At 73.3% G+C, this 24,105-nt stretch carries 21 protein-coding genes and 1 pseudogene; 6 read left to right on the top strand and 16 right to left on the bottom strand.

The window, feature by feature from the left end; all coding sequences use genetic code 11:
* Positions 1–44: 44 nt before the first annotated feature.
* The 4 genes from ACWCO8_RS09845 to pdxR all read right to left on the bottom strand — a co-directional run bounded on the left by ACWCO8_RS09845 (position 45) and on the right by pdxR (position 7,395).
* Complete coding sequence (locus ACWCO8_RS09845; RefSeq protein WP_451031802.1) at positions 45–2,699, bottom strand: DUF7824 domain-containing protein; 2,655 nt, start codon at positions 2,697–2,699, stop codon at positions 45–47.
* A complete protein-coding gene (locus tag ACWCO8_RS09840; protein ID WP_451031801.1) occupies positions 2,696–4,111 on the bottom strand; it encodes an SWIM zinc finger family protein in 1,416 nt (471 codons plus the stop codon). The genes ACWCO8_RS09845 and ACWCO8_RS09840 overlap by 4 nt, the downstream gene beginning before the upstream one ends.
* A gap of 70 nt (positions 4,112–4,181) precedes the next feature.
* Positions 4,182–5,780, bottom strand: a complete 1,599-nt coding sequence (locus tag ACWCO8_RS09835) for an alkaline phosphatase D family protein (protein ID WP_451031800.1) — start codon at positions 5,778–5,780, stop codon at positions 4,182–4,184.
* 112 nt (positions 5,781–5,892) lie between these two features.
* A complete protein-coding gene (gene pdxR, locus ACWCO8_RS09830) occupies positions 5,893–7,395 on the bottom strand; it encodes a MocR-like pyridoxine biosynthesis transcription factor PdxR (protein WP_451031799.1) in 1,503 nt (500 codons plus the stop codon).
* Between the two features lie 47 nt (positions 7,396–7,442).
* Here pdxR and ACWCO8_RS09825 point away from each other — a divergent pair.
* A pseudogene (locus tag ACWCO8_RS09825) lies at positions 7,443–8,279 on the top strand (EamA family transporter); the annotation flags it as partial.
* Between the two features lie 42 nt (positions 8,280–8,321).
* Here ACWCO8_RS09825 and ACWCO8_RS09820 read toward each other — a convergent pair.
* On the bottom strand, positions 8,322–9,155 hold the full coding sequence (locus ACWCO8_RS09820; RefSeq protein ID WP_451031798.1) for an alpha/beta fold hydrolase: 834 nt from the start codon (positions 9,153–9,155) through the stop codon (positions 8,322–8,324).
* A 130-nt stretch (positions 9,156–9,285) separates the two neighbouring features.
* Between ACWCO8_RS09820 and ACWCO8_RS09815 the strand changes: the two genes are divergently transcribed.
* A complete protein-coding gene (locus ACWCO8_RS09815; protein ID WP_451031797.1) occupies positions 9,286–10,170 on the top strand; it encodes an RNA polymerase sigma-70 factor in 885 nt (294 codons plus the stop codon).
* Between the two features lie 258 nt (positions 10,171–10,428).
* Positions 10,429–11,169, top strand: coding sequence for a GntR family transcriptional regulator (locus ACWCO8_RS09810; RefSeq protein WP_362009788.1), 741 nt, complete (start codon positions 10,429–10,431; stop codon positions 11,167–11,169).
* Positions 11,170–11,292: 123 nt separating this feature from the next.
* Here ACWCO8_RS09810 and ACWCO8_RS09805 read toward each other — a convergent pair whose 3' ends face one another.
* From ACWCO8_RS09805 to katG, 8 genes are all read right to left on the bottom strand, one after another.
* A complete protein-coding gene (locus ACWCO8_RS09805) occupies positions 11,293–12,450 on the bottom strand; it encodes an ROK family transcriptional regulator (RefSeq protein ID WP_384510936.1) in 1,158 nt (385 codons plus the stop codon).
* Positions 12,451–12,559: 109 nt separating this feature from the next.
* Positions 12,560–13,126 carry a G/U mismatch-specific DNA glycosylase gene (gene mug / locus ACWCO8_RS09800; RefSeq protein ID WP_451031927.1) on the bottom strand — a complete coding sequence of 189 codons (567 nt, stop codon included), beginning with the start codon at positions 13,124–13,126 and terminating at the stop codon, positions 12,560–12,562.
* Positions 13,123–14,565: an adenylosuccinate lyase gene (gene purB, locus ACWCO8_RS09795; protein ID WP_451031796.1), complete on the bottom strand. Its 1,443-nt coding sequence runs from the start codon at positions 14,563–14,565 to the stop codon at positions 13,123–13,125. Before purB ends, mug begins: the two co-directional genes overlap by 4 nt.
* A gap of 84 nt (positions 14,566–14,649) precedes the next feature.
* Positions 14,650–15,468 carry an SGNH/GDSL hydrolase family protein gene (locus ACWCO8_RS09790; protein ID WP_451031795.1) on the bottom strand — a complete coding sequence of 273 codons (819 nt, stop codon included), beginning with the start codon at positions 15,466–15,468 and terminating at the stop codon, positions 14,650–14,652.
* A 166-nt stretch (positions 15,469–15,634) separates the two neighbouring features.
* Positions 15,635–16,651 (bottom strand): hemolysin family protein, encoded by a 1,017-nt coding sequence (locus tag ACWCO8_RS09785; protein WP_451031794.1) that lies wholly within the window; start codon positions 16,649–16,651, stop codon positions 15,635–15,637.
* On the bottom strand, positions 16,648–17,991 hold the full coding sequence (locus ACWCO8_RS09780; RefSeq protein WP_451031793.1) for a hemolysin family protein: 1,344 nt from the start codon (positions 17,989–17,991) through the stop codon (positions 16,648–16,650). The genes ACWCO8_RS09785 and ACWCO8_RS09780 overlap by 4 nt, the downstream gene beginning before the upstream one ends.
* 152 nt (positions 17,992–18,143) lie before the next feature.
* On the bottom strand, positions 18,144–18,581 hold the full coding sequence (locus tag ACWCO8_RS09775) for a GNAT family N-acetyltransferase (RefSeq protein ID WP_362009803.1): 438 nt from the start codon (positions 18,579–18,581) through the stop codon (positions 18,144–18,146).
* A 157-nt stretch (positions 18,582–18,738) separates the two neighbouring features.
* Positions 18,739–20,961: a catalase/peroxidase HPI gene (gene katG, locus ACWCO8_RS09770; protein ID WP_451031792.1), complete on the bottom strand. Its 2,223-nt coding sequence runs from the start codon at positions 20,959–20,961 to the stop codon at positions 18,739–18,741.
* Between the two features lie 236 nt (positions 20,962–21,197).
* On the opposite strand from katG, the gene ACWCO8_RS09765 reads away from it, so the two are divergent.
* From ACWCO8_RS09765 to ACWCO8_RS09755, 3 genes are read left to right on the top strand one after another with little or no spacing between them, the layout of a single operon-like run.
* Positions 21,198–21,608, top strand: coding sequence for a Fur family transcriptional regulator (locus ACWCO8_RS09765; RefSeq protein ID WP_451031791.1), 411 nt, complete (start codon positions 21,198–21,200; stop codon positions 21,606–21,608).
* Between the two features lie 53 nt (positions 21,609–21,661).
* Entirely contained in the window at positions 21,662–21,889 is a 228-nt protein-coding gene (locus ACWCO8_RS09760; RefSeq protein WP_362009811.1) for an antitoxin, read from the top strand.
* Positions 21,886–22,257, top strand: a complete 372-nt coding sequence (locus ACWCO8_RS09755; RefSeq protein WP_451031790.1) for a fic family toxin-antitoxin system, toxin component — start codon at positions 21,886–21,888, stop codon at positions 22,255–22,257. Before ACWCO8_RS09760 ends, ACWCO8_RS09755 begins: the two co-directional genes overlap by 4 nt.
* 45 nt (positions 22,258–22,302) lie before the next feature.
* On the opposite strand, the gene ACWCO8_RS09750 is transcribed toward ACWCO8_RS09755, so the two are convergent.
* The 3 genes from ACWCO8_RS09750 to bioD are packed head-to-tail and all read right to left on the bottom strand — an operon-like array spanning position 22,303 to position 24,082.
* On the bottom strand, positions 22,303–22,968 hold the full coding sequence (locus ACWCO8_RS09750; protein ID WP_362009816.1) for a class I SAM-dependent methyltransferase: 666 nt from the start codon (positions 22,966–22,968) through the stop codon (positions 22,303–22,305).
* Between the two features lie 52 nt (positions 22,969–23,020).
* Positions 23,021–23,365 carry a VOC family protein gene (locus tag ACWCO8_RS09745; protein ID WP_362009819.1) on the bottom strand — a complete coding sequence of 115 codons (345 nt, stop codon included), beginning with the start codon at positions 23,363–23,365 and terminating at the stop codon, positions 23,021–23,023.
* A gap of 18 nt (positions 23,366–23,383) precedes the next feature.
* On the bottom strand, positions 23,384–24,082 hold the full coding sequence (bioD, locus tag ACWCO8_RS09740; protein WP_451031789.1) for a dethiobiotin synthase: 699 nt from the start codon (positions 24,080–24,082) through the stop codon (positions 23,384–23,386).
* Positions 24,083–24,105 lie beyond the last annotated feature (23 nt).

The following is a 24,105-nucleotide window of genomic DNA, read 5'->3' as shown; positions in this document are numbered from 1 at the left end:
TCGACCGGTTGTGTCGAGTCCTGACCGGCTCCCGTGACGTCTCCTTACGAGTCGGTCCGCAGGGCCCTCCGCAGCCGCCCGGCCTGGACGACGAGCTGCGAGGAACCGCGCCGGTCCGCCACCGCGTCGAGGCCCGGTATCTCCCCGGCCGCCCCGGACCGCTCCACGCAGTCCGCCGCGACGGCCAGCAGCTCACCGAGTCCGCGCACCGGCTTCTCGGCGGCGAGCAGCGCGGGCAGCACGGGCGCGAGGACCGCCCAGGTCGTGCCGTACGCGCCTGTGGCCGCCGCCGTCCGGGCCGCGTCCGCGAGCCGGTTGGGCTTGACCGTGCCGTCGCCGACCAGACGGGTCAGCGAAGCGCCCAGCGTGCTGGGGTCCAGATCGCCCCGCGCGGCGAGGACGAGCAGGGTGTCCACGGCGGTCAGCCGGTCCTCCGTGTGCCGGCAGCCGAGCCCCAGGGCAAGGGCGAGGTGGGTCGTCTCGCCGACCGGCCCGTCCGACTCGGCCAGGGCCGTCAGTCCCCAGGTGACCCCGCGCTCGTCCCAGTCGAGGCCTCCGGCGAGGACCGGCAGCAGCCAGGTCGCCAGGGCCTCCCGATCGTCCGGCACGACGGCGGACCAGTGCCGCCGTTCCGCGAACCAGTGATGGCACCGGCTCCCGGCCTTGGCTTCGGCACCGCCCAGCCAGCGGAACGCGGGCGGGAACTCGTCCCGTACGGCCCGACGCTCACGGATCTTCAGGACGATCCGGTCGCGCAGTGGGCCGGTGCGGCCGCTCGACACCTGTCCCCCGGCGAGGAACCGCAGCCCCGGGGCGACGGAGGCGTCCGTCGTGAGCCAGTCCGCGAGCCGCTCCCCGGCCCGGGTGCCGAGCGCGGCGGCCTCGGCGGCAGCCCCTGCCGCCGACGGGTCGCCCTTGCGGAGCCGCAGCAGGGCCTGCGCGAAGTCGACGGGCGCCGGCTCGACGCCCGCGTCCCGGTAGGCACGCAACCGCTCCACCAGCACGGACGGCTCGATCGCCCCGGTGTGCCAGGTGGGCGCGGCGAGCAGGAACGGCAGCCTGTCCGTACCGATGAGGGCCGCCGCCTCCCAGAGACGGGCGTCGACCACCGCGTCCAGGGCGCCGTGCACACAGGAGGAGGGGGCGTGGCCCCGCACCCGGGCGTCGTGGAGCCGGGACTGCCGCACCCGGCCCATGACCGCCGCCGTCACCACGTCCACGCCGTACGTCTCCAGAGCGAACGCGTCGCCCCGGTCGCTGTAATCGCCCGCCCACCACGCGTCGGCGAAGGCCTCCGTGACCGCCGCCGTCAGCTCCTCGCGGTGCAGGTGCGCATGACGGACGAGCCCGTCGAGCGCCCGCTCGAACTCCTCGGGCGTGGCTTCCGGGCGGCCCTTGGAGACGCTCACCAGATCCGCGACCAGCTCCGCGACCGTGGCGGCAGGACCCGCCACCCGCCTCGGCTCGGGAACGGGCGGCAGCGTCTCCTCGTGCGGCAGGTCCTCGGCGAACTCCGCGGCGCCGAACAGTTCCTCGGCCGCCTGCCGGTGCGCCGGGCTCAACGCGGTCGCGGCGCCCGCCAGTTCCTCCCGCACCTGCTCGTCCACCGTCGGCAGGTACCGCCCCACGAGCTTCAGGGCCCGCTCCTGGATCCCGGTGTCCTCGTGGCCGAACGCGTCGGCGACCACGGGCAGCAGCTCGGCCGCCGCACCCGGGTCCCGCCGCAACTCCTTCGTCAGGAGCGCGAGTTGGGCCCGTACGAGCTTCTTCTCCGTACGGAACAGCACCTGGGCGGACATCTCCGCCAGCTCCGGCGTCGCCAGCTCGCCCTCGGCGGCGAGCCCCGCCAGAACGTCCTGGGCGTACCCGGCGACCGGCGAGGGCGCGTCGGAGGCCATCCCGATCCAGTCCGCCGTGCGGCCGCGCCGCTCCTCGGGCGTCGGATCGAGCAGCTGGAGCAGCGCCAGCGGGAACCGCAGGTCCCGGGGCCGGCCGCCGCGCAGCAGCCGCGCCACGCAGCCGTCCACGAGGGACGCCCGGTCGAGCACGCCCTCCGCCGCGAGCGTCGCGAGCGCCGTCGGCCAGTGGGTGGGCGCCTCGGGGCCCACGGACCAGGTGAGTCGGTCCGGGGTCTCGATCAGGTCCAGGACCCGGGGCACCAGAACCGGCGTCTGCGGGTCGGCTCGCAGCTCCTCCACGAGCCGTCGCCGGGTCATCGCGGCCGTCCAGCCGACGACGTAGCCGTCCGTCGTGGGCACGGCGCAGCCCGAACGGACGACCAGCTCGTGCACGAGCACGTACTCGTCCTCGGCCACCGTCGGCCGCTCGGCGAGCCGCTGCGCCACATCGCCCAGCCAGGCCGGGTCGCGATCGGCCAGGACCTCCAGGACCTGCGCGGTCGTGGCCCGGCCCCAGTCGGTCAGGTCACGGCCGCCGATCCAGGCGGCGGCCGCCGCCGCGCCCGTGTGACAGCCGGCACCGGCGACCCGCAGCGCCTTCTGGATCGACACCTGCTCGTTCCAGCGCTCCCACCCCCAGCGGCGGACCTCGGTCCGCAGCGCCTTGAGCTCCGCGAGGGCCGCCTTCCGCTCGCCAGGACCCAGCTCCTTCAGCAGCGCGGGGACGGCCTCGAACCACCCGCGCCGGACAGCGGTCAGCAACTTCTCCACCACGGTCCCCACCCCGTTCTCCTCGCTCATCGCGCACCCCCGGCGGCCACGACACCGTCCATGACGCCCGCACCGGTCGCGACGCCGGCCACGGCACCGCGCCGGGTCATCCGCACCGCGAGCGCGTGCTTGCACGGGCCACGCCGGCCCCGGTAGTCCGCCCACCACTGGCAGGTGCAGCTCAGCACCCCGCCCGACTCCCGTACCTGGTAGCGGCGTTCGCCCGAGGCGACCGTCGCGAGCTCCCCGTCGAGAATCACCGCCCCCTCGTTGACCAGGGCGCGCGCCGCCACGAGCCGGGGATTGTGCCGCTCCGCCCGGTCCGCGTCGTACGGCAGCTCCCGGTGGAAGTAGGCCGCGTCGGCCACGTCGTACCCCACGCGCCCGGCGGTGCCGAGCCGGGTCAGCGCCGCCCGCACCCGGTCCACCGAAAGGCCCGACTCCTCGGCCAGCTCCGCCGGGTCGATCTTCGGCTCCCAGGCCAGCAGCACCGAGATCAGCTCGGCGTCCTGCGCGGCCTCCTCCGTGGCCAGGGCCTCCAGGACGCCGCCCTCGCCGGAGAACCCGCGCGCGGAGTCGGGCGAGAGGGTGAGCGTGAGGCGCATCCCGGGCAGGGTCACCTCCCAGGCGCTCGCCGTGGCGACGCCGTCCGGAACCGGCCCGTACACCCGCAGCGCCGTCGCGTGGCGCAGCACCCGCTCCAGGGCCACCAGCCGATCGGGCCCCGGCAGGCAGACGGCGCCCGGGACCGGCCGGGTGGTGGGCCGCAGGGTCCGTCCCGCCTGGACGACCCAGAGCGGCGCACGCCGCCCCGCCGCCTGCGAGCGCGGCAGCGAGCGCAGGAACCGCACCGCCTCCTGACCCGTCAGCTCGGCGCGCAGATCGAAGCCGGCCGAGGCCACCTGGGCCTCCGCGAAACCGCGCAGCCAGCGGTCCGGCAGCGGAACCTTCTTCTCCACGACCGCGCCCCCGAGCGTCGTCACGGCCAGCTCCTCCGGGCCGACCCGCAGATGCAGCGGATCGCTCCCGGTCATCCGCGACAGCGCCTCGCGCAGCGGGTTGTTGACGTCGACGTTCGTCGTGCCGTGCCCGGTCTCGGCGCCGTCCAGGCCCTCGCTCAGCACGTCGAGCCGGGCGTACACCCCGCCGCAGCCCGAGAAGGACTCGAACCGCAGCCGGTCGCCGTTCCCAGTGACGACCGGGTCGAGCGAGCCCGGCCGTATCCGCTGGTAGTAGCGGGCCGCCGCCACGTCCGCCACCGCGAGCAGTCCCCGCGCGGCGATCTGCGGGGACGTCAGGAACCCGCTGAAGAACCGGGGATGGGCCTCGGCCCCGGCGGGCGTGAGCCCACCGGAGGTCTCCAGGCCGAGGAGCCGCCCGTCCCCGGAGGAGCGCAGGGCGGACGGGCGTGAGTAGGCGAGCGCCTGTACGGATCGCGTCATGGGCAAGACGCTAGGACCCGCCACTGACAATCGACGTCGGAGACCTCCGGGCCTGTGGAGAACCGCGCCGCTACTGCCCGACGCGCCCCGGCTGGAGCACCTTGCTGAACAGCACCGTTCCGCCCTCGGCGCGCAGCCGGACGGTCAACTCCCCGCTGCCGCCGTCGATGTCGACCTCACCGAAGTACTGCGGCGACTCCATCGGCGACACGTTCGCCCGCTCGGGCGCCCGGACGAAGACCCGCTCGGGGCCGAACGTGGCGTCCAGCGCGTTCGCGGGGAAGCCGCCGGCGGCCAGCGGGCCAGAGACGAACTCCCAGAACGGCGCGAAGTCCTTGAAGGCCGCGCGCTCCGGCGCGTAGTGCTGCGCCGAGGTGTAGTGCACGTCCGCGGTCAGCCACAGCGTGCCGGTGATCCGGCGGTGCTTGACGAACCGGAGCAGCTCCGCGATCTGCAGCTCGCGGCCGAGCGGCGCGCCCGGGTCGCCCTGGGCGATCGCCTCGATGTTCGCCGCGCCGTCCGGGACGACGAGTCCAAGCGGCATGTCCGCCGCGAGCACCTTCCACACCGCGCGCGAACGGCTCAGCTCCCGCTTGAGCCAGGCCAGCTGCTCCGCGCCGAGGATGCCGTCGGTGTCGTCGGCCTGCCGGCCGGGGGAGTTGGCGTTGCGGTACGAGCGCATGTCGAGGACGAAGACGTCGAGCAGGGGGCCGTAGCGCACGACGCGGTGCATCCGGCCCTTCGTGGCGAGGCCGTCACCGCGCGCGTGGAGGGTGGACACGGGGAAGTACTCGGCGAACGCGCGGGAGGCGCGGGCTGTGAGGACGTCCACGTTCTTCTCCGTGTAGCGGGCGTCCTCCAGGATCTGGCCGGGGTACCAGTTGTTCCGTACCTCGTGGTCGTCCCACTGCACGATCGAGGGGACCTGCGCGTTGAACGCCCGCACGTTGTGGTCGAGCAGGTTGTACCGGAACTGGCCCCGGTACTCGTCCAGGGTCTCCGCGACCTTCGCCTTCTCGGGGGTCATCAGGTTCCGCCAGACCCGGCCGTCGGGCAGCGTGACGCTCGGCTGCAGCGGGCCGTCCGCGTAGACGGTGTCGCCGCTGCAGAGGAAGAAGTCCGGGTTCAGCCGGCGCATCTCCTCGAAGGCGCGGAAGCCGCCGACGTCGGGGTTGATGCCCCAGCCCTGCCCGGCGATGTCGCCCGACCAGAGGAACCGCACGCCGTCCCGCCGCCGCGCCGGAGCGGTACGGAAGGTGCCGACGACCGGTTCGCCGGTACGGCGCGGGTCGTCGGGGTCCGCGAGCGTGACCCGGTAGTGGATCTGCTCGCCCGCGGGCAGCCCGCGCAGCGCCGTCGTCCCGGTGAAGTCGCTGCCCGGGCCGAGCAGCGGCCCGTGGTGGCGGTGCGCGCGGCGGAACGATTCGCTCGCCGAGGTCTCCACGATCATGCGGGCCGGCCGGTCCGAACGGACCCACACCAGGCCCGAGGAGGCCGTGACATCGCCCGTCTGCACGCCCCAGGCGGCCCGGGGCCGCCCCGACAGCGCGAGCGCGGGAGCGGACGAACCGACGACGCCACCGCCGACGGCGAGCGCCGCGGACGCGGCCAGGGAACCGCGCAGCACGCTGCGGCGGGCGGGGTTCGGTCCGGGGACGGAGTGGGACATCGAAGGGCCTCCAAGTGCGGTGCCGGATGCGGTCGTTGTGCCGTCCCATCCCTAACGGCCGGGGGCGGCGCGCACACGAACCCGGGGTGAACACCCCGGAGCCGCCCCCCGTTCAGCCCACCCCTGCCCTCCCGCGGGCATCCGCCAAGAGCCGCACCCCACGCGCGATGGCGGAGGGGCTCAGATGGGCGTAGCCGAGGACCAGCCGGACGGCGCCGTCGGCCGGCCGGGACGTGCCGAACTCCTCCAGCGGGCGCACCGCCACCCCGGCGGACGCGGCCCGCTCCACGAAGTACTCCGTGGGGCCGTAACGGGCGTCCACGCGCGCGATGATGTGCAGCCCGGCCGCGATCCCGCTCACCGTCGTCCCCGGGAAGGCCTCCGTCAGCGCGGCCACCAGCGCGTCCCGCCGCTCCTGGTACGCACGCCGGCACCGGCGCAGGTGCCGGTCGTAGGCGCCGCGCGTCACGAACTCGGTCAGCAGCGCCTGGTCCAGGGCCGGGTTCCCGAGGTCCATCGTCCGCTTCCGCTCCACGACCTCCGCGTGCAGCTCGCGCGGTACGAGCATCCAACCGAGCCGCAGCCCCGGGGCCAGCGACTTGCTCACCGAGCCGGTGTAGACGACCCGCTCCGGATCGAGGCCCTGGAGGGCGCCCACCGGAGCCCGGTCGTAGCGGAAGTCGCCGTCGTAGTCGTCCTCCAGGACGTACCCGTCCACCGCCCGCGCCCAGTCCAGGAGCGCGGCACGCCGCCCCGCCGAGTACGCGATGCCGGTCGGGAACTGGTGAGAGGGCGTCGTGACCACCACCCGTACCCCCGACGCGGCGAGCGGACCGGGCAGCAGCCCCTCCTCGTCCACCGGCAGCCACCGCGTGTCGAGGCCGGTCGAGGCGAACAGCCGCCCGTGCTCGGGGCTGCCGGGGTCCTCGATGCCGACGGTCCGCATCCCCCGCGCCCGCGCCACGAAACCGAGCAGCGTCGACGCCTGCGCCACCCCCGAGCAGACCACCAGACGCTCCGGATCGGCCACCACTCCGCGCCGCCGCGCGAGCATCCCGGCGAGCGCGCTCCGCAGCTCCGGAAGCCCGCGCGGATCCGGATAGCCGAGCGCCGGGTGGGGCAGCGCGGACAGCACCGACCGCTGGGCCGCCGCCCAGGCCGCACGCGGGAAGAGCGCGAGATCGGGCGTCCCGGGCCGAAAGTCCACCTGAACACCGGGCGCACCTGCCGCACCCGACCCACCCGACACACCCGGCGCTCCCGACACGCCCCGCGCCAGATCCCGTACGCCCCGCCCAGTAGCGGCCCGCGCCGTCTCCCCGACCCAGGTGCCCGAACCGCGGTCGCTGCGCAGATACCCCTCGGCGGTCAACTGCTCGTACGCCTCCGTCACGAGCCCCCGCGAGACGCCCAGATCGGCCGCGAGCTCCCGGCTCGACGGCAACCGCGTCCCGGCCGTCAACCGCCCCGCCCGCACCGCCTCCCGCAACGTCTCCTGCAACGCTCGCCCCCGCCCCCTGGCCGGCGTGTCGGCCGCGGACACCAACAACTCCCAGGCCGCCGAAGGCTCCGGCCGCCCGCCCGCGGGGTCAGAAGTGGTCCCCGAACTCGTCATGAAAGTGGACCTTAAACCGGTCCGGCGGGCTTCCTAGCGTCGGGACCATGAACGCGAACTCCCTGCGAGGGGCTCTCCTCGTGACCGTCGCCTACGCGCTCGTGGGCGCCTCCTTCACCGCCAACAGTCTGCTCGGCGACTATCCGTACGCGGGCGGCCAGGCCCTGCGCTACGGCGCCGCCTGTCTCCTGCTGCTGCCCCTGCTCGGGGCCGGCGGGCTCGCCCCGCTGCGCGCACTGGGCGCCCGGGACTGGGTGCGGCTCGGTGCGCTCGCCGCCGTGGGCATGGTCGGGTTCAACCTTGCGGTGCTCGCCGCGGAGCGGACCGCCGAACCCGCGGTGCCTGGTGTCCTCGTGGGCTGCGCCCCCGTGGTCGTGGCCGTCCTCGTACCGCTCCTCGAAGGGCGCAGGCCCTCGCGGCCCGTGCTCTATGGAGCCCTGCTCGTCGCCGCCGGGGCCTTCACCGTCCAGGGGTGGGGGCGTACCGACCTGGCGGGTCTCTCCTACTCCGTAGGAGCACTGGCCGGCGAAGTCGGGTTCACCGTCCTCGCCGTACCCGTGCTCCGGCCGCTCGGGCCGAAGCTGCTGACCGCCGCCGTCTGCGGGATCGCGGCCGTCGAGTCGGCGGTGCTCGGCCTTGTCGTGGACGGCGGCGCGTTCCTGCGGACGCCGACGGCCGTGGAGACGGGCGCCCTGGTGTGGCAGGCCGTCCTCGCCACGGTCGTCGGATTCGTGCTCTTCTACATGGGCGTCCAGCGGATCGGCATGGAGCGGGCCACCCTCTTCACCGGCGCCATCCCGGTCGCCGCCGCTCTGACCGCCGTGCTGGTCGCGACCGGCGGCTTCGGCCTCCCGCAGGCCGCCGGCAGCCTTCTCGTGGGTGCCGGAGCGGCCCTCGGGACCGGACTCTTCAAGAGGCGTGAGCGGTCAGCGACCGCTGCCGTCGAGGATCACCCGCGCGACGAGAGCCGGGTCGTCGTTCATGGGGACGTGCCCGCAGCCGGGCAGCCGTACGAGCCGGGCGCCCGGGACGGTGCGCTTGGCCCGGACGCCCTGACGGCGAAGGAGCAGCCGGTCCTGCGTACCCCACGCGACGGTCACGGGCACGGCGGTGATGTCGTCGCCGAACACCACGCTCCGGCCGGCCTCCAGGGTCTCGCGGAAGCCGGTGGCCTCCCGCAGGGCGAGCGTCTCGGCGACCACCGCCTCGGGTGAACGGCGCCCGGGGCGTGCGTAGATGGTGCTCGTCAGCGCCGTCCGCCCGGCGGCGCTCCGGGACAGCCTCTCGATCATCGGCACCGGCATCGACAGGGCGATCGACCGCATCGCGCGCAAGGTCCCGAAGGCGTACCGCCGTTCGCCCTCCGACCAGAAGCCGGCCGGGGAGAGCGCGGTGACCGAGCGCACCAGCTTCTCCCGGCCGAGCTCCAGGGCGAGGAGCCCGCCCAGCGAGTTGCCCGCCACGTGCGGCCGTTCGATGCCGAGGGCCGCGCAGAAGGCGCCGAGCATCGGCACGACCGTCGACAGGTCGTAGGCGCAGCCCTCCGGCAGCGCGGGGGAGGTCCCGAACCCCGGCAGGTCGACGGCGACGACATCGCGTTCGGTGGCCAGGATGTCCATGACCGGCTCCCAGGCCTGCCAGTGGTGGCCGATGCCGTGCAGCAGCAGGAGCGGCTCGCCCGCACCCCTGCGCTCGTACGTCACGGAGGACGTGCGCGGACCCCCGGGGGTCTCGAACGAGAACGAGATCTGTGCGGACATACGCGCGCTCCTTGACTTAGACACCCTGTCAGCAAGAATTACCGCTCAGTAGATGCGAGTTCAAGGGCCCCGGCAAGGAGTCGGCGGAAAGGAAGTGGACAGGACCCGGCCGGTCGGCTGGGATGGGGGAGTGGTGACCGAAACACTGACCGACGTCTTCCAGGAACACCGGCCCCTGCTCCACGGAGTGGCCTACCGCATGCTCGGCCGCGCCGCCGACGCCGAGGACGTGGTCCAGGAGGCCTGGCTGCGCTGGTCCGCCGCGGACCGCGAGGACGTCCGGACGCCCCGCGCCTATCTCGTACGGATCACCACGCGGCTCGCCCTCGACCGGCTGCGCCAGGTCCAGACGCGCCGCGAGTCCTACGTCGGCCCGTGGCTGCCCGAGCCCGTCCTCACCGACTACGGTCCTGCCGTCCCCGACACCGCCGAGCAGGCCATGCTCGCCGACTCCGTCTCGCTCGCCGTTCTCGTCGTCCTCGAATCCCTCTCCCCGCTGGAGCGCGCGGTCTTCGTGCTCCGCGAGGCCTTCGGCTTCCCCTACGGGGAGATCGCCACCACGCTCGACCGCTCCGAGGCCGCCGTCCGCCAGCTCGCGGGGCGCGCCCGCCGCCACGTCGACGAGGGCAGGCCGCGCTACGACGTCGACCCGACCGAACGCCACGACCTCACCGAGCGGTTCCTCGCGGCGGCGGCCGGCGGCGACCTGGCCGGGCTTCTGGCCCTGCTCGCCCCGGACGTCAAGCTCGTCGGCGACAGCGGCGGCAAGTCCAAGGCTCCGCTCCGCGTCATCGACAGCGCCGACAAGGTCGGCCGCTTCCTGCTCGCCGTCTCCGAGGGCGCCGAGTCGGCCTTCGAGTTCCGCTTCGCGGAGGTGAACGGCGGGCCCGGCCTTGTCGTCCTCGCCGACGGGAAGCCGGACTCGGTCTTCCAGATCGAGGTGCGTGACGGACGCATCCAGTGCGTGTACATCGTGCGCAACCCCGACAAGCTCCACGCGGTCGCGCCCGCCTGACCCGGTTCCGCTTGCGCCGTGACCCGCGCCGCCCCGCCTCCGCCCGGAGGCGGGGCACTTTGCTGCGCAGGGCACACAACGGTGCGAACGTCCTGTGAACGATCTACGTCAGAGGCCCGCATTCGGGGGCATCCGGGTCAGGATTGGTCTTGACCAAGTGGGTGCGCCGTCCTATGGTCGCAGAGTTAGTGCAGGAACCTTTAATAAACAAGGGCGCGGAAAACCGCCGCGGGACACGGCGAATTGCGGAGGATCAGGGTGGGGACCACGCAGCTGGAATCGGTGCCGGAGCCGAAGTACTGGCACCTCAAGACCGTGATCGGCGAGGCGCTCGACTCCGACTTCGCGGTCGGAGAGATCCTGCCCAACGAGCGGGAGCTCGCCGCGCGCTTCGGCGTCGCCCGGGCCACGCTCCGCCAGGCCCTGGAGCAGCTGGAGCTGGAGGGCCGCCTGCAGCGCCGCCGCGGTGTCGGTACGACCGTCGCCCCGCCGCGCGTGGGTGTGGACGTCTCCACGACCCAGCACGTCTGGCCCGGCGTCGCCGAGGAGACCTGGCAGTCCATGGACGCCACCCTCGACACGGTCCCGGCCGCCGTCGCGCGGACCCTGGAGCTCGCCCCCGACGAGCAGGTGCACGTCGTACGCCGGCTGCGCGTCACGCACGGCCAGCCCGTCGCCGCCGAGCTGCTGTACGTGCCGTCCGACTCGGTCCCCGAGCTGACCGCGATCGACACCCCCAACGGCCCGGCCCGCGCGCGCAGCGTCCTGCGCGAACTCCAGCGCCTCGCCCTCGACGGCCAGGACCGCTCCGTGGAGCTCGGCTCGGCCCGCGCGGACGACGCCAAGGAACTCGACCGCCTCCCCGGCGCCCCGGTCCTCGTCGTCACGACCCGCTACCTCTCCGAGGGCCGCACGGCCGCGGTCTCCGTCGCCACGTACCGCGCCGACACCTGCCGCCTGACCTTCGGCGACTCGGGCGACCTGGTCATGGCCTCCTGACGACCGAGGTTCCACCGAAAGACCCCAAGCACGAGCCCGGAGTGAGCTGCCACGGCAGCACACTCCGGGCTCGTCGCGTCAGAGCGCCGGGGGAGCCCCCCGGCCGGGGGCGAGTCCCCACCCTCAGCGCCGAGCCGTGACCGTGCCCTCCACCGCGAAGAGCTGCTCCTCCACGTGGTCGAGGGCCAGGCGCAGCGCGCCCGTGCCCACCGCGGCCTCGCCCAGCATCGACAGGACCACGCGCGGCGGGCGCAGGCAGAAGCGGGCCAGTTCGTCGCGGAGCGGCTGGAGTACGCCGTCCAGGCCCGCCGCCCAGCCACCGATCACCACCAGCTCCGGGTCGAGCGCGAGCACCAGCGCCGCCACGTCGTGGACCAGGCGCTGCGTGAAGCGCTCCACCGCGGCCTCGGCGCGCGCGTCGCCCCCGCGGGCCAGCGCGAAGACCGCCGCCACCGCCTGCTCGTCCAGCGGGTGGAGCGGCTCGTCCGTGGTCGAGAGCAGGTGCTCGGGGGTGACCCCGCGCCCCAGGAGGTGCAGCGCGCCGATCTCGCCGGCCGCCCCGCCGTACCCGCGGTGCAGGCGCCCCCCGATCAGGGACCCGGCGCCCGGGCTCAGCCCCGCGAGGACGAAGACGATGTCGTCGGAGTCGGTCGCCGCGCCCTTCCAGTGCTCGGCCACCGCCGCCGCGTTGGCGTCGTTCTCCACGAGCACCGGGCACTTGAACGACCGGCGCAGCCGCTCCCCGAGGGCCAGGCCCGTCCAGCCGGGCAGCGCCGTGCCGAGCCGTACGGTGCCGTCCGCCTCGACGATCCCGGGCGTGCCGACGCCGACCGCCCGCAGGTTCGACCGGGCGACCCCGGCCCTGCGCAGCACGTCCGCGACGACCGTGCGGACCCGTTCGAGGCGCTCGTCCTCGGGGGCCGTCTCCGAGACCTCGCGGGAACCGGCGCCGATGATCCGGCCGTCCAGACCGGAGAGCAGGGCGGCGACCCGGTGCGGGCCGATCTCGATGCCGAGCAGATGGCCCGCCTCCGCGCGGAAGCGGAACCTCCGGGCGGGCCGGCCCTGCCGCCTCGCCTCGCCCTCCTCGGGCGCGACCTCGACGACGAGGCCCCCGACGATGAGCCCCTCGACGACGCCCTCGACGGTCGGCCGGGAGAGACCGGTGATCCGGGTCAGGTCCGTGAGCGTGAGCGCGTCGGCGCCCCGCAGAGCATGGAGTACCACCGCGGAATTGATCCGCCGCAGCAGCGACGGATCCCCGCCGGTCAGCCGCCCCACCGTGTGTCCTCCCAGCTCGTGCACATGTGTGCCGGATGTTACTCAATGGACAGGAGTGCGGCGAGGCCCGCCCGGACACCAGTCGGCAACGGGTCCGGGCACGGGTCGGCTAGAGGTCCGCGCGCCGGTCGGGCACCCCCGCCGCCTCCCGCAGCCGCGCGAACTCCTCCGCCATCGTCTCCAGGGTCCAATGCGCGTTCAGGCCACTGGGGTTGGGCAGCGCCCAGATCCGCGTCGCGCCGATCGTGCGCTCCTGCGGACCGACGACCGCGCGCCGCTCACCGAACGCCGTCCGGTACGCCGTGATCCCGACCACCGCCAGCCAGCTCGGTCGCAGCCGCTCCACCCGGCCGGTCAGCAGCCGGCCGCCCTCCCGGAACTCCTCGTCGCTCAGCTCGTCGGCCCGCGCCGTCGCCCGCGCGACCACGTTCGTGATGCCGAGACCGTACGAGAGGAGCTCGTCCTGCTCCGCCGGCTTCAGCAGCCGGGGCGTGAAACCGGACCGCGCGAGCACCGGCCAGAAGCGGTTGCCCGGGCGCGCGAAGTGGTGGCCCGTAGCCGCCGACATCAGACCGGGGTTGATCCCGCAGAAGAGGACCGAAAGGCCGCCCGCGGCCACGTCGGGGATGACGCGGTCGCGGGCGGCCTGGAGCTCCTGCGGGGTGAACCGGGTCAGAGGATCGACCCGGGGGTGTACGCGGCGGCCTCCGGGTGCTGCTTGACGATCTCCTCGACACGGGCGACCACGGCGGCGACCTGGTCGGCGGCGGCACCGGTGAACGACAGCTTGTCCGCCATCAGCGCGTCGAGCTGCGCGCGGTCCAGCGGGATCCGCTCGTCGGCGGCCAGCTTGTTGAGCAGCTCGTTGCGCTCGGCGCCCTGCTCGCGCATGGCGAGGGCGGAGGCGACGGCGTTCTCCTTGATGGCCTCGTGCGCGATCTCCCGGCCCACACCGGCGCGGACGGCGCCCATCAGGACCTTGGTGGTGGCGAGGAACGGCAGGTACCGGTCCAGCTCGCGGGCGACGACCGCCGGGAACGCGCCGAACTCGTCGAGCACGGTCAGGAAGGTCTCCAGGAGGCCGTCCAGGGCGAAGAACGCGTCCGGCAGCGCGACCCGGCGGACCACCGAGCACGACACGTCGCCCTCGTTCCACTGGTCGCCCGCCAGCTCGCCGGTCATCGACGCGTACCCGCGCAGGATGACCATGAGGCCGTTGACGCGCTCGCAGGAGCGGGTGTTCATCTTGTGCGGCATCGCCGACGAGCCGACCTGGCCCGGCTTGAAGCCCTCGGTCACCAGCTCGTGACCGGCCATCAGGCGGATGGTCTTGGCGACCGAGGACGGCGCGGCGGCCAGCTGCACGAGCGCGGTGACGACGTCGTAGTCGAGCGAGCGCGGGTAGACCTGGCCGACCGAGGTGAAGGCGTGCGCGAAGCCGAGGTGACCGGCGATCCGGTTCTCCAGCTCGGCCAGCTTGCCGGCGTCGCCGCCGAGCAGGTCGAGCATGTCCTGGGCGGTGCCGACCGGGCCCTTGATCCCGCGCAGCGGGTAGCGGGCGAGCAGCTCCTCGACGCGGCCGTGGGCGACGAGCAGCTCGTCGGCGGCGGTCGCGAAGCGCTTGCCGAGGGTGGTGGCCTGGGCGGCGACGTTGTGCGAGCGGCCGGCCATGACCAGCTCGGCGTACTCGCCGGACAGCTTGCCGAGGCGGGCGAGGACGGCGACCGTGCGGTCCCGCATCAGTTCGAGCGAGAGCCGGATCTGCAGCTGCTCGACGTTCTCGGTGAGGTCGCGCGAGGTCATGCCCTTGTGGACGTGCTCGTGCCCGGCGAGGGCGTTGAACTCCTCGATCCGCGCCTTCACGTCGTGGCGGGTGACCTTCTCGCGCTCGGCGATGGAGCCGAGGTCGACCTGGTCGAGCACGCGCTCGTAGTCGGCGAGGGCGGCGTCCGGAACCTCGATCCCGAGGTCCTTCTGGGCACGCAGCACGGCGAGCCACAGCCGGCGCTCCAGCTTCACCTTCTGCTCGGGGGACCAGAGGACGGCGAGCTCCGCGGAGGCGTAGCGGCCGGCCAGGACATTGGGGATGCGGGGCTTCGCAGTCACAGCAGTCACGTGACCGAATTCTACTGGCGATTTCTGCAGGCCAGCGCCAGGGCCGGGTTCGTCTCTTACTACGAGACCGCTACGAGACGTCCGTCACGCCCCGTCCGTCACGCCCCGGCCGTGATCGGCCGGTCGGACCCCCGGCGGCTCGTACGGGAGCAGGTCCGGGCGCTTGGCGGGTCGGCCGTCCCCCGAGGAGCGGCCGGTCAGACGGCGGCCGATCCACGGGCCGAGGTGCTCCTTGGCGAACCGGGCGTCGCCGACGCGGCGGGCGAGCCAAGCCGGGGGCGCCGTCGGCGGCAGCGGCGTCCGCCAGTCCTGCTCCGGGTCCAGGCCGAGCGTCTGCCACACGGCCTCGGCCACCCGCCGGTGGCCCTCGCCGGTCAGGTGGAGCCGGTCGACGTCCCACATGCGCGGGTCGCCGAGCGCGGGCGCGCCGTACAGGTCGACGACCACGGCGCCGTGGCGGGCGGCGAGCGCCTCGACGTGGTCGAAGAGCTCCTCCATGCGCGGCCGGAAGCGTTCCATGACGGGGCCGTTGCGGCCCGGGCTGCGCATCAGGACCAGCTGCCCGCAGGCGGGCGCCAGGGTCTCGACGGCCTCGGTGAGCAGGTCCCGTACCCGCCCCATGTCGCACTTGGGCCGCAGCGTGTCGTTCAGGCCGCCGACGAGAGTCACCACGTCCGCCTTCATCGCGGCGGCCAGGGGCACCTGCTCCTCGACGATCTGGCCGATGAGCTTGCCGCGCACGGCGAGGTTCGCGTACCGGAAGTCGGGGGCGCGGGCGGCGAGCCGGGCCGCGAGGAGGTCCGCCCATCCCCGGTACGTACCGTCGGGCAGCCGGTCCGACATGCCCTCGGTGAAGCTGTCGCCGACGGCGACAAGACTGGTGTAGGTGGCATTCATCTCCATGGCGGAAGCGATCATACCGTGCGGTATGCGGTCGCTCAGCCGCAGCCCGGGAGGGCTCCTGACGACGAGGGCCCCGGGGCGCACAGCGCACCCCGGGGCCCTCGCCCGTCCGACAGTCGGTCCGGCAGCCCGTCCGATCTGTCCGTCCGACCGTCTTCGCGAAACGTTACGTCGCCGGCCTGCCGACCAGCTCCCGCAGCACGTCCTCCATCGTGACGAGGCCGGCCAGCTTGCCGTCCTCGTCCAGGACCGCCGCCAGGTGCGTACGGCTGCGGCGCATCGCCGTGAGGACGTCGTCCATGGGCGTGGCCGCCCGGACACGGGCGATCGGCCGCATCGCCGAGACCGGGAAGGGGAGGTCCCTCGGCGTCACGTCCAGGGCGTCCTTCACATGGAGGTAGCCCAGGATCCCGCGGCCCGTGTCGACCACGGGGAAGCGGGAGAAGCCCGACTCGGCGGAGAGCGCCTCCAGCTGCTCAGGCGTCGTCCCGACCGCCGCGTACACGACCTTGTCGACGGCCATGACGACGTCCCGCACGGGGCGGCGCCCCAGCTCGAGGGCGTCGTGCAGCCGCTCCGCCGCCCGGTCGTCGAGCAGGCCGGCGACGCCCGCGTCGGTCACCATCCGGGCCAGCTCGGCGTCCGAGTACGTGGCCGAGACCTCGTCCTTCACCTCCACCTTCATCAGCCTGAGCAGCGTGTTGGCGAAGGCGTTGATCGTGAAGATCACCGGGCGCAGCGCCCGGGCGATCGCGACCAGCGGCGGGCCGAGGGCGAGCGCCGAGCGGGTCGGCTCGGCGAGCGCGATGTTCTTCGGGACCATCTCGCCCAGCAGCATGTGCAGATAGGTCGCGAGCGCCAGCGCGATGACGAACGAGATCGGGTGCACCAGGCCGTGCGGCACGCCGACCGCGTCGAAGACCGGCTCGAGCAGGTGCGCGATGGCGGGCTCGGCGACGATGCCGAGCACCAGGGTGCACAGCGTGATGCCGAGCTGGGCCGCGGCGAGCAGCGCCGAGACGTGCTCCAGGCCCCAGATGACGCTGCGCGCCCGCCGGTTCCCGGCCTCGGCCTCAGGCTCGATCTGGCTGCGGCGCACGGAGATCATGGCGAACTCGGCGCCGACGAAGAAGGCGTTCACGACCAGCGTCAGCGCGCCGATCAGCAACTGGATGGCGATCATCGGCCGGCCTCCGGGGTCGTACCGGTCTCTTCGACGTGCGGCGGCATGTGCATCAGCACCCGCGCCGCCCGGCGCCCGGAGGCGTCCACGACGTCGAGCTGCCAGCCGGCGAGCTCCACGCGGTCGCCGACCGACGGGATCCGTCCCAGCTCATTGGCGATGAGACCGGCCAGCGTCTCGTACGGGCCGTCCGGGATCCGCAGCCCGATCGCCTCCAGCTGGTCGGTGCGGGCGGCGCCGTCGGCGGACCAGAGCTCGCGCCCGTCCGCGTCCACGCCCGCCCGGGCGAGGTCGGGGGTCTCGTGCGGATCGTGCTCGTCGCGCACCTCGCCGACGACCTCCTCGACGATGTCCTCCAGCGTCGCGACGCCGGCGGTACCGCCGTACTCGTCGATGACGACGGCCATCGTCTGCTTGCCGGACAGCCGGTCGAGGAGCCGGTCCACGGTCAGCGTCTCCGGGACGAGCAGCGGCTCGCGGAGCATGTCGCCGATGCGCCGCAGGCGGCGCTGGTCGGCCGGTATCGCCAGGACGTCCTTGATGTGGGCGATGCCGACGACGGTGTCGAGGTTGCCGTGGTAGACGGGGAAGCGGGACAGGCCGGTCGCCCGGGTCGCGTTGGCGACGTCCTCGGCCGTGGCCTGCACCTCGAGCGCGGTGACCTGTACGCGCGGGGTCATCACGTTCTCCGCGGTCAGTTCGGCCAGGTTGAGGGTCCGTACGAACAGCTCGGCGGTGTCCGCCTCCAGGGCGCCCTCCTTGGCGGAGTGGCGGGCCAGGGCGACCAGCTCCTGCGGGGAGCGGGCGGACGCCAGCTCCTCGGTCGGCTCCATGCCGAGCCGGCGCAGGATCCGGTTGGCGGTGTTGTTCAGGTGGCTGATCAGTGGCCTGAACGCGGCGGTGAAGATCCGCTGCGGGGTCGCCACCCGCTTGGCGATGACCAGCGGCGAGGAGATGGCCCAGTTCTTGGGCACCAGCTCGCCGACGACCATCAGGACGACGGTCGACAGGGCGGTGCCGACGACCAGGGCCACCGAGGATGCGACGGAGGCGGACAGGCCGAGGGCCTCGAACGGGCCGCGCAGAAGGGCGGCGATCGAGGGCTCGGCGAGCATGCCGACGATCAGGTTGGTCACCGTGATGCCGAGCTGGGCGCCGGAGAGCTGGAAGGTGAGCGACTTGACGGCCTTGAGGGCGCTCGCCGCGCCGCGCTCGCCGCGCTCCGCGGCCCGTTCGAGATCGGACCGCTCGACGGTGGTGAGCGAGAACTCGGCCGCGACGAAGGCACCGCAGGCGAGCGAGAGCAGGAGCGCCACCACGAGCAGAAGCACTTCGATCATCGGTTCACCTCCGTTCCATGATCAGTCAGGGACGGAGAGATCGCTCGCTTGGTACTGGGAGGCTCGCCCATGGGCGGACGCTCACACCTTTCGATCGTGCTGGGATGGGATCACCCATCGTAAAGGAGACGCAAAGGAAGGTTTACGCCGGATCAGGGGCGAGGGGCGTCGGCCAGCGGCTTCACCCAGCGGGTCCACTGCTCCTCGGGGCCGTACGCGGCGGCCCGCCAGGCGTGCTGCCCGAGCGTGTTGCGGTCGAGCACCATGGCGTCCGCGCGCCGCCCGCCCAGGCGTACGAAACGTTCCTCCGCCGCCGCGAGCAGCGCGCCGCCGACGCCCCTGCGACGGTGGTCCGGGTGCACGGCGAGGCGGTAGAGGTGGCAGCGCCACCCGTCGAAGCCGGCGATCACCGTGCCGACGAGCTCGCCGTCGCGCTCGGCCAGGATCAGGGCTTCGGGGTCACGGGCGACGAGGCGCTCGATCCCGTCGCGGTCGTCGCTGATGCTCGTGCCCTCGGCCGCGGTCTTCCAGAAGGCGAGGACGGCGTCGAGGTCGGCCGGCACGGCGGCCCGGATGTGCGGTGCGGTCATGACCGGAATCCCACCACCGCTTCCGCGGCCCGTCGACCGCGTTTCGGCATGCGGAACGAGCAGGGACGCGGACCGACGGCGGACGCGGAACGACGGACGTCCAGGCCCGCCCCCGAGGGCGGGCCTGGACGTCACGACAGGACGGCGTCCGGCTGGATCAGACGAGGTCGAAGCGGTCCAGCTCCATGACCTTGACCCACGCGGCGACGAAGTCCTTCACGAACTTCGCCTTCGCGTCGTCGCTCGCGTAGACCTCGGCGAGCGCGCGCAGCTCGGAGTTCGAGCCGAAGACCAGGTCGGCACGGGTGCCGGTCCACTTGACGGCGCCCGTGGCAGCGTCGCGGCCCTCGAACTCGTCCTGCGCCGAGGACGTCGACTTCCACGTGGTGCCCAGGTCGAGCAGGTTCACGAAGAAGTCGTTGGACAGCGTGCCCGGCTTGTTCGTGAGAACGCCGTGCTTGGACCCGCCGTGGTTGGCGCCCAGGACGCGCAGACCACCGACGAGGACCGTCAGCTCGGGCGCGCTGAGGGTCAGCAGGTTCGCCTTGTCGAGCAGCAGGTACTCGGCCGGCAGGCGGTTGCCCTTGCCGACGTAGTTGCGGAAGCCGTCGGCGGCCGGCTCGAGCGCGGAGAACGACTCGACGTCCGTCTGCTCCTGCGCGGCGTCGACACGGCCCGGCGTGAAGGGCACCTCGACGGCGAAGCCGCCGTCCTTGGCCGCCTGCTCGACGGCCGCGGAGCCCGCGAGCACGACGAGGTCGGCCAGCGAGACCTTCTTGGCGCCGGCGGCGTTGAAGGACTCCTGGATGCCCTCGAGCGTACGGAGGACCTGGGCCAGCTCGTCCGGGTTGTTGACCTCCCAGTTGCGCTGCGGCTCCAGACGGATGCGGCCGCCGTTGGCGCCACCGCGCTTGTCGCTGCCCCGGAAGGAGGAGGCGGCGGCCCAGGCGGCGGAGACCAGCTGGGTGACCGTGAGGTCCGAGCCGAGGACGCTCTCCTTGAGGGAGGCGATGTCGGCGGCGTCGATCTGCTCGCCCTGGCGCGCCGGCAGCGGGTCCTGCCAGAGCAGCTCCTCCGCGGGGACCTCCGGGCCGAGGTAGCGCACGACCGGGCCCATGTCACGGTGCGTGAGCTTGTACCAGGCGCGGGCGAAGGCGTCCGCGAACTGCTCGGGGTTCTCGTAGAAGCGCCGCGAGATCTGCTCGTAGACCGGGTCGAAGCGGAGCGACAGGTCGGTGGTGAGCATCGTCGGGAGGTGCTTCTTCGACGCGTCGTACGCGTCGGGGATGATCGCCTCGGCGTTCTTCGCCACCCACTGGTGCGCACCGGCCGGGCTCTGGGTGAGCTCGTACTCGTACTCGAAGAGGTGCTTGAAGAAGTCGTGGCTCCACTGGGCCGGCGTCGTGGTCCAGGTGACCTCCAGGCCACTGGTGATCGCGTCGGCGCCCTTGCCCGTGTTGTACGTGCTGGCCCAGCCGAGGCCCTGCGCGTCCATCGGCGCGGCCTCGGGGTCGGCGCCGACGTTCTCCGCCGGGCCGGCGCCGTGGGTCTTGCCGAAGGTGTGGCCACCGGCGATGAGGGCGACGGTCTCCTCGTCGTTCATCGCCATGCGGCGGAAGGTCTCGCGGATGTCGCGGGCCGCGGCGATCGGGTCCGGGTTGCCGTTGGGGCCTTCCGGGTTCACGTAGATGAGACCCATCTGGACCGCGCCGAGCGGGTTCTCCAGCTCGCGGTCACCGGTGTAGCGCTCGTCGCCCAGCCAGGTGGTCTCCGGGCCCCAGTAGACGTCCTCGTCCGGCTCCCACACGTCGGCACGGCCACCGGCGAAGCCGAAGGTCTTGAAGCCCATCGTCTCCAGGGCCACGTTGCCGGTGAGGATCATGAGGTCGGCCCAGGAGATGGACTGGCCGTACTTCTGCTTGACCGGCCACAGCAGGCGGCGGGCCTTGTCCAGGTTGCCGTTGTCCGGCCAGCTGTTCAGCGGCGCGAAGCGCTGCTGGCCCGCCCCGGCGCCACCGCGACCGTCGCTGATGCGGTACGTACCGGCGCTGTGCCAGGCCATCCGGATCATGAGCGGGCCGTAGTTGCCGAAGTCGGCCGGCCACCAGTCCTGGGAGGTGGTGAGCACCTCGGCGATGTCCCGCTTCACGGCCGGCAGGTCGAGCGCGTTGAACGCCTCGGCGTAGTCGAACTCCTCGCCCAGCGGGTTCGCCACGGCGGGGTTCTTGGCGAGGATCTTCAGATTGAGCCGTTCCGGCCACCACTGACGGTTGCCGCCACCCTGGGTCGGGTGAGCGGCGCGCCCGGTGTGCGCGACCGGGCAGCCACCCGCGCCCTCGGCTTTCGCGTCGGTGACGATGGCGTCGTGGTTCTCGGACATGGGAATCCTTCCGGACGGGGCGGATCACGTTGCTCAGCCGGGGCGGGTGGCCCGGGAGGGCGGTTGTGCCGCCCGACCGGAGCCATGTTGTCCCTTGGCTATTGCCGGAACCGATCCTACGATGGACAGAGTCCAAGTCAAGAAGCACGCCAACCCTCTACCCGATCGGACAGCCTGGCATCCCTGGGTGAACGTCGTGTGTCCCGCCGAAATCCAAGCTGAATGGGTGAACCGATATGAGCGACCTGCTGGAGCGACTGCGTGGACGTGGCTGGCGGATGACCTCCCAGCGGCGTGTCGTGGCCGAGGTCCTCGACGGCGATCACGTGCACCTGACGGCCGACGAGGTCCACGTCCGCGCGGCCGAGCGGCTGCCGGAGATCTCCCGGGCGACCGTCTACAACACGCTGGGCGAGCTGGTCTCCCTCGGCGAGGTCGTCGAGGTCTCCACCGACGGCCGGGCCAAGCGCTACGACCCGAACGCCCACCACCCCCACCAGCACCTCGTCTGCTCCCGCTGCGGCACCATCCGGGACGTCCATCCGCACGGCGACCCGCTGGCCGACCTCCCGGCGGGGGAGCGCTTCGGCTTCACGGTCTCGGCCGCCGAGGTCACGTACCGGGGGCTCTGCCCGGCCTGCGCGTAACAGTCGCGGGGGATCGCTTGCCGGTGCTAGCGCCCCGGCGCTAGCGTGGTCGTGTGGCCAAGACCCAGCTGAACGTCCGCGTGGACGAGACGACCGCCGACACCGCCCGCCGGCGGGCGCAGCAGCGCGGCGTGAGCGTCAACCGGTACATCGAGGAACTCGTCCAGCAGGACGCAGGGGAGTCCGGGCGCGCCTTCGTCGAGGCGGCCGCCGACTTCATGAAGCAGTACGAATCGGTGTTCACCGAGGAGTTCGGGACGGAGCGCGACCGCACCGCATGAGCCTCACGGTCGACCTCTCCTGGCTGCTCATGGTGGCCGAACACCAGACACCCGGCGACCCCCAGGTCACCGACTGGGGCGCCCTCGTCGCCGCGGTCGGCCGGCACGACGCGGAGATCTTCGGCGTGCCGGTCTACGGAGACCCGCACGCCCGCGCCGCCGCCCTGCTCCAACTCCTGCTGCACGTCCCGGCCCTGGAGCACTCCAACGCCATGTTCGCCTCGGCCGTCGCCTACGGCTACCTCGTCGCCAGCGGCCTGAAGGTCGTCACCTCGCCGGAACAGGTCAGGGATCTGGCGCGGCTGGTGAAGAAGGGCGAGGCGGACGTCCGGGCCATCGCCGACGAACTGCGCCAGTGGAGCCGCTGAGGGGACACGCCCCCGTGGGCTCCGTCCCGTCCGGCTCCGTCTCGCTCAGCTCTTTCGCGCCGTGCCGAGCACGCAGTACGAGCTGGGCAGACGCGGCCCGCTCTCCGGGACGACGAAGCTGCGGTACGTGACGTTCTCGAAGCCCGCCGCCTCGATCGCCGCCACCGGGTCACGGCCCGAGTGACAGCCGCCGAAGAGCAGCGGCCACACCGTGCGGTCCAGGGCCCGCTGGGTCCGGGCCATCCCCGGCGACGGGGCCACCCCGTGCTCGAAGAAGCGGAGTTCGCCGCCCGGCCGCAGCACCCGGTGCGTCTCGGCGAGCGCACGCGGCACGTCCCGAACCGTGCACAGCACCAGTGAGGCGACCGCCGCGTCGAAGGCCTCGCTCTTCACCGGCAGCGCCTCCGCGGCGCCCGGCACGACATCCACCGGCACGTCCGTGCCCCGGGCGGCCTCGGCGGCCAACTGGCGCAGATGGCGCTCCGGTTCGATCGCCACGACCTCGGACACCGCCGCGGGGTAGTACGCGAAGTTCAGCCCGTTCCCCGCGCCGATCTCGATGACCCGGCCGGACAGACCCGTCAGCAACTCCGCGCGCAGGCGGCCGACACCGCCCTTGGTATCGGCGGAGACGCTGAACCGGGCGTAGAAGCGGGCGAAGAGGGGGTGGTGGACGGCGTCCCGGGGGACCCGGGCGGTACGTGATGACATCGGGGCCTCCTCCGACACGCGGACGGGGTGATTCTGCCCCGTTCCGACCCGTTCAGCCCGACACGAAGCAGAACTCGTTGCCCTCGGGGTCGAGCATCACCTGGAAGTCCCCCTCGTCGTCGGTGACGAGCCCGCCCGAGCGGGTGGCCCCGAGGGTGGTCGCCTCGTCGGCCGCCGCGCTCACGTCGGGCGCGTGCAGGTCCAGATGGAGCCGGTTCTTCGCGACCTTGCCCTCGGGCACCTGCTGGAACGCGATCCGGACGAAGCCGGGCGGCTCGATGTACGACCAGTCGGGGCTGCGGTCGACCGGGGTGCCGCCGAGGAGCTCGGCCCAGAACCGGACCAGACGAGCCGGGTCACCGCAGTCGAACACGATCTCCGCTACCTGTGCGCGCATGACACCAGCCTACGGAGATCAGAGCGCCCCGGCCGCCCAGACCCCGCCGAGCGCGGGGGCCAGCCACTCGCTCGCCCGCGTCCGGAACTCGGCCGGGTCGAGACCGCCCGCGCCCTCCGGTACGGCCCCGAGGAGCGGCGCACCGGCCGCCTCCGGGAGGTCGGCCAGGTTGCAGCGCGAGGCGAGGTCCGGCGTGGCCGGCCAGCTGCCGACCACGACGCCGAGCTGCTCGATGCCGCGCGCCGCGAGGGCCTCGGCGGTCAGCGCCGTCGAGTTGAGCGTGCCGAGACCGGCGGGCGTCACCACCAGGACCGGCGCCCCGAGGAGCCGGGCCGCGTCGGCGAGCGTGCCGCCCTCGTGGTCGAAGCGGACGAGGAGCCCGCCCGCGCCCTCCACGAGGACCAGGTCGTACTCGGTGGCCAGCTTCGCGGCCGCCTCGGCGACCTCGTGCGGGCCGACCGGGGGCATCCCGGCCCGCCGGGCGGCGGTCGCGGGCGCCAACGGCTCGGGGAACCGCGCCAGTTCGACCGAGGCGGCGGCCCCGGAGAGCCGGACGACCTCGTCCGCGTCCCCGCGCTCACCCGGCGCGAGCCCGGTCTGCGCGGGCTTGAGCACGGCGACGGACCGTCCCTGGAGCGTGGCCACGGCGGCCAGAGCGGCGGTGACGATCGTCTTCCCGATCTCCGTACCCGTACCGCTGACGACGATGACGCTCATGGTGTGTGCGTGTCCTCTCTGTT

The sequence above is a fragment of the Streptomyces sp. NPDC001927 genome, assembly GCF_053594455.1.
Note: the sequence above shows the minus strand (reverse complement) of the source record. Positions and strands in the feature narration are given on the sequence as shown.